This is a genomic window from Candidatus Endomicrobiellum pyrsonymphae (genome assembly GCF_020328025.1).
Classification (GTDB): domain Bacteria; phylum Elusimicrobiota; class Endomicrobiia; order Endomicrobiales; family Endomicrobiaceae; genus Endomicrobiellum; species Endomicrobiellum pyrsonymphae.
The window spans coordinates 1-5,563 of sequence record NZ_JAIXMZ010000073.1 but is presented as its reverse complement, the minus strand read 5'-3'; the positions used below and the strand labels follow the sequence as shown (position 1 = coordinate 5,563).

The window sequence follows — 5,563 nt, the reverse complement described above, 5'->3', positions numbered from 1 at the left end:
GTTTTGAATGAAGCAAAGCAGTGTCGCCATTTGGGTATAGCCACTAACCAATGTCGTCATGAGGACTTTATGACGTGTCCATTTCGTTGCTCCGCTTCATTATCTGCACATTCATAAGCAATTTCTTCACAACGCGCGGACACGTCATAAAGTCCTCATGACGACATTGGTTAGTGGCTATACCCAAATGGCGACACTGCTTTGCTTCATTCAAAACGCTATAACACTTATCACAGTTTTTGGCAAACATTTGAGTTGTAAATAAAAGCACCAAAACTAAACTAATCACTACTTTGTTTTTCATTTTTTCCATCTCCTTTTGAAGTCTTTGGTATATGATTATTGACAGTCTTTCTGCAAACAATGTGATCTAATGCTTAACTAGAAAATACGCAAGTGGTTTGTGCAAAATTTTTGTAAATATTAAATTTTGGCACATATTCGTTTGACAAAGTAAATAAAAATTATTATACTCTCTTTAACAGATGTCTATGTGTTTATGCGTAAAAATAGTAAATTTATTGTATTTTGCCTTACAAAATATTAAAATACCAAAAATGTAATGCTAAAATATCGAATTTAAGGTATTTTAAGTAATTTAATAGGAGGAGGCATAAAATGTTTGATGCAGGGGATACGTCCTTTATTATCATTTGTACTGCGCTTGTTCTTCTTATGACCCCGGGACTTGCGCTTTTTTATGGAGGGTTGGGTCGCAGAAAAAATATGGTAAGCAATATGATGAACTCTGCATTCATTATGGGTATGGGTATAGTTTTGTACATGTTAGTGGGCTATTCTTTGTCTTTTGGAGATGATATCTTAAATTTTATAGGTTCTCTTAAAAATGTAGGACTTATGGGAATAACAAAAGATTCGCTCACCAAGTCAATACCTACTTTTGCTTTTATAGCATTTCAGATGATGTTTGCCCTTATAACTCCGGCAATTATTACCGGGTCTATTGCAGGTAGAATGAGATTTAAAGCATTGTTTTTGTTTATAGCTTTATGGTCAATATTTGTATATTATCCATTAGCTCACATGGTATGGGGAGATGGGGGACTTATCGGTGGTGTAATAGGGGCTTTGGATTTTGCTGGCGGAGATGTTGTACACATAAGTTCAGGCACAACAGGGTTAATCCTTGCTATTTTAATTGGCAGAAGGGTTGACTATATGCAGATTTCGTATAGAATACATAACGTCCCGTTTGTATTTTTGGGTATGGGGCTTTTGCTGTTTGGATGGTTTGGTTTTAATGCGGGTAGCGCTCTTGCGGCAAGTGGGCTTGCCGCTCATGCGTTTATGACAACGGCAATATCTGCGGCAGCTGGCATGTTAATGTGGATATTTATCGATGTAATGAAGCAAGGGAAAGCTACCTTGATTGGAGCGTGTACGGGTGTTATTGCAGGGCTTGTGGGCATTACTCCTGCTGCAGGATTTGTTGATATGTGGGCTGCTTTAATTATAGGAGTAACAGTAAGCCCCGTATGTTACTGTGGCATAGCTCTTATCAAAAGAGTGTTTAAAATTGACGATGCGCTAGACGCTTTTGGTTGTCATGGCATTGGAGGCATATGGGGTGGAATTTTGACGGGAGTTTTTGTAAATCCTGCAATTAATGGCGGTCAACCCGGACTTATTTACGGTAAGGTTTCACAATTTTTTGCGCAGATTGAAGGAATATTTATAACTTTTGTAATGGTCACCGTGGGTACTTTGTTATGTGCTGGAATTGTTTCTATATTTACTCCTCTTAGAGTTGATAGAAAAGAAGAACTTGTTGGTTTAGATATATCGGAACACGGCGAAAGTGCATATCCGTCATTTACAGGATTAGACTAGGTAATGGATAACAACTAGTTTTAATGAACTTGACAGGCGACTACGAATCCCAAGCTGTCAAAGGATTCGTGGCTCGTGGTTATAAAGTTCACAGAGCGCAAGATCGTAAAGTAAAACAGTTTATATCAAGTTACGGACAAAAAGCCAAAACTGGCAAAATTGCCAAGATGTTAACAATGTACGGAGGGACATATCTATGATAAAAATAGAAGCTATTGTTCGCGAAGAGAAATTTGAAGATATAAAAGAAGCTCTTACTAAAATTGAAGTTAACGGCGTTACTGTTTCGCAGGTTGTGGGGTGTGGGAAACAGAAAGGTTATAAAGAACTTGTTCGCGGAACGGAAGTTAGCATAACAATGCTTCCAAAAATTAAATTTGAAATTATAGTATCTTCCGAAGAGTGGGAAAAGAAAACAATAAAGGCAATTCAAGAAGCTGCTTATACCGGGAAACCAGGCGATGGAAAAATATTTAGCTATGATTTGCGCAGCGTTATGAGAGTTCGCACTAAAGAGATTGGTACGGCTGCAATTAATTGATAACGGCGTTTATTGTTTAATGTTTTAATTTTGTACGATATTCTCGAAGTTTTTTATTGGGGATATCGTTTGACTGTAGTGTATAAAAGAGGAACTGTAACGTCTAAAAAATCCACCAAAGATTCATTCTCATCAAAATGGGTTTTGTTCTTGCAGCAACAAGTTCGGCTATAGGTATGGGCATAAGAGGTGTTGAAAAGGGTATAGAAAGAGTAACGGTCAAATCTGGTATGTTTGTAACAGTTTTCGTTGTTTTTTTACCGTGCTTACTTCTATTGTTGGCGTACTTGAGGTTGTTGTGAAATCATTGCAGAATAAATTTAAAATGTCTCGTTGGTTATCTGTCGGTAACGATCACTATAACGGCATCGACAATTTGCGGTATTGCAACAAACGGGCATTATAGAAAGATACGAGCATTGGCATCAGCAATATGATAAATGGTTTCACTGTTTACAGATGACATATCAAAATTTTAAAGGTGTGAAACACTGACAATAATAAATAATGCTTTAGCTAATATGTTTCACTTCATTAAAGATAAAAACATTGCTTCATCAACAAATGAAATAGAAGGATATTTTGGTGATCTCAAACCCAAATATAAATTACATAATGGTCTTTCAGTGGAACATAGAATTTCTTATTTAAAGAACTATTGTTACTACAAAAACGTCTCAAAATAGCAACACTTTTTAACCTTTCTCCCTCCCGATGAAAATCTAAAATCATAAAGCTAGTTGACTATGGATGATGTGCTATTCTATAATTCCACCGCCTAAAACTACATCGTCTTTATAGAATACCACGCTTTGCCCTGCGGTAACTGATATTTGAGATTCTTTAAATTCTACTTTAGCCGAAGCAATTCCTTGGGGAATAATGAGCGCTTTTGCCGATTTATGTTGTTGGCGTATTTTTGCAGTTGCTTCAATAGACTCTTGTGGCGGCGGAATAGATACCCACGATACTTTTTGAGTCACAAGAGATGAAGAATACAAATCTTCTTTTGTACCTACTACAATAATATTTTGTTTAGCTAAAATATTTATAACGTATAAAGGATATTTTGTGCCTCCTGAAAGCCCAAGTCCTTTACGTTTCCCGATTGTATAGTTCCAAATTCCGTCGTGTTTGCCGAGAACTTTTCCGGTTTTGTCTATAATGTCGCCTTGATTAGTGGGGAATTGCAATATGTTATTGTAATCTCCACAGTAAAAATCTTGGCTATCGGGCTTTTCTGCAACAGGAAGTTCTATTTCTTTTGCGATATCTCTTATTTGATTTTTTGTGTATTTTCCAAGAGGGAAAATGGTCTCAGAAAGAATTTTCTGCGTAAGTCTGTATAAAAAATAAGTCTGGTCTTTCTTCTGATCGATAGCTTTGCGCAACTGATACATGTTTAAAGAATCGTTAAAACTTATATTAGCATAATGTCCTGTAGCAAATTTGTCAAAAACAAGTCCTATTTTTTTTGCCGTGGCAGGCAAAACGCCGAATTTAATATAAGCATTACACCATACGCAAGGGTTTGGTGTCCGACCTTCTTTATATTCATTTCTAAAGCTTTCAATAACAACTTTTTTGTATTCTTCGCGGCAATCTAATATGTGTAGCGGTATTTTGAGGAACTCTGCTACTTTATGAGTTACTTCGATATCTTTGTCTTCAGGTCCAAGACACGCGCTTGCGTCCTTAGTTTTGGGCGTAGGTATAGAACCATCCCATATAGACATCATAGCGCCTGTAACTTCATGTCCTTGTTTTTTTAATAAATAAGCCGCAACTGCAGAATCTACTCCGCCGCTTAGTCCAACCAATATTTTCATTTATTAAACCCTTGCCTTATATGAAATCCCTTTCCACTAGATACGTATCTGTTTATAGATTTAATCTTATTTTCAATACAACCTCTGCAATGAGCAGGCGAATCACCCAAACAAATTTTTCCGGGATATATTTCATAATGCCTTCTATAAATTGTTTCGGTAGCATTTGGCATCACTACATTTGCGCCACTCTGTAAAGCAATCAAACGTCCGTTGGGATTTAACGTTTCCATCGCGGTTGTTGCAGGTATATTAATGTCAGGCAGAATCAAACGCAAAACAGCCATAATTTTGAGTGATAGATTAAAAAAATTACCTTCAATATTTTCAATCGAAGTATTTGGATGATAAATAAACGGTCCGATTCCAGCCATGTCAACGGGAATTGATTTAAGATAAATAATATCCTTTGCAATACTTTCCAGTGTTTGTCCCGGGAGACCCACTATTATTCCGGAACCGACTTCATAGCCAAGATTCTTTATATTTTCAATACACTGCATTCTATTTTTTAAACTCATTCCGGGATTGAGCTTGGCATAAAGATTTTCGTCTGTCGTTTCAATTCTTAATAAATATCTGTCTGCGCCAGCGTCGCGGTATGTTTTATATTCTTCAAAGGTTTTTTCGCCAATACTTAATGTCAACGCAATATCTAAATCTTTTATATGGGATATGATTCTTGCCATTCTTTCTACTGTATAATAAGAATCTTCACCTGATTGTAAAACAATAGTTTTATAACCGTAACTTTTTGCTTTTTTTGCCAGTTCTATAATGTATTGAGGGTCTATACGATATCTTTTTACTTTGGAATTATCTCTTCTTAATCCGCAGTAAAGGCAATTTTGTTTACAGTAATTTGAAAACTCGACGAGCGCTCGCAGGTGTACTTCATCGCCGACGTATTTTTTACGCGTTTCATTTGCAGTGTTAAATAGTTTTTTTTCGTCTTTTGTTTTAAGAAGATATAAAATCTCTTTTTCGTTTAGATTATGAGATTGAACCGCTTTCTCTAATATGGAATCAATATCTCTATTCATGTTGGCATTGTACCAAAAAATAGCTGACTTTCATACATCTCTCCTCGTATTTTTATTATGAATATTTGATTTTCCTTTTTTAGTAAGTGCTTTCTACCACATTTTATAGGAAATTTTCTATCTTCTCACAGAAATTTCACAAAAACCCTATGCTAATTAAATTTAATCTGCTACATCATCGAATAGTCGGATTCGGCGGCATACACAACCTACTCTCTTTTTAGTAGCAGGTGGTAATGTTGTGCATCCAAAATATACATCAACAGATGCAAATATTGATGTTGAACATATGTCAGCTT

At 36.0% G+C, this 5,563-nt stretch carries 6 protein-coding genes; 3 read left to right on the top strand and 3 right to left on the bottom strand.

The window, feature by feature from the left end:
- Positions 1–67 precede the first annotated feature (67 nt).
- Positions 68–304, bottom strand: a complete 237-nt coding sequence (locus LE180_RS05910; protein WP_374134533.1) for a hypothetical protein — start codon at positions 302–304, stop codon at positions 68–70.
- Between the two features lie 314 nt (positions 305–618).
- Here LE180_RS05910 and LE180_RS05905 point away from each other — a divergent pair, with 314 nt between their 5' ends.
- From LE180_RS05905 to LE180_RS05895, 3 genes are all read left to right on the top strand, one after another.
- The gene (locus tag LE180_RS05905; RefSeq protein ID WP_374134532.1) at positions 619–1,851 is read left to right on the top strand and encodes an ammonium transporter; all 1,233 of its coding nucleotides are present in this window, start codon (positions 619–621) and stop codon (positions 1,849–1,851) included.
- 196 nt (positions 1,852–2,047) lie between these two features.
- Positions 2,048–2,392, top strand: a complete 345-nt coding sequence (locus LE180_RS05900) for a P-II family nitrogen regulator (RefSeq protein ID WP_374134531.1) — start codon at positions 2,048–2,050, stop codon at positions 2,390–2,392.
- Between the two features lie 521 nt (positions 2,393–2,913).
- Positions 2,914–3,078: a hypothetical protein gene (locus LE180_RS05895; RefSeq protein ID WP_374134530.1), complete on the top strand. Its 165-nt coding sequence runs from the start codon at positions 2,914–2,916 to the stop codon at positions 3,076–3,078.
- Between the two features lie 72 nt (positions 3,079–3,150).
- On the opposite strand, the gene mnmA is transcribed toward LE180_RS05895, so the two are convergent.
- Both mnmA and hydE read right to left on the bottom strand, forming a co-directional pair.
- A complete protein-coding gene (gene mnmA, locus LE180_RS05890) occupies positions 3,151–4,221 on the bottom strand; it encodes a tRNA 2-thiouridine(34) synthase MnmA (protein ID WP_374134529.1) in 1,071 nt (356 codons plus the stop codon).
- Positions 4,218–5,264 (bottom strand): [FeFe] hydrogenase H-cluster radical SAM maturase HydE, encoded by a 1,047-nt coding sequence (gene hydE / locus LE180_RS05885; protein ID WP_374134528.1) that lies wholly within the window; start codon positions 5,262–5,264, stop codon positions 4,218–4,220. Before hydE ends, mnmA begins: the two co-directional genes overlap by 4 nt.
- Between the last annotated feature and the right edge of the window lie 299 nt (positions 5,265–5,563).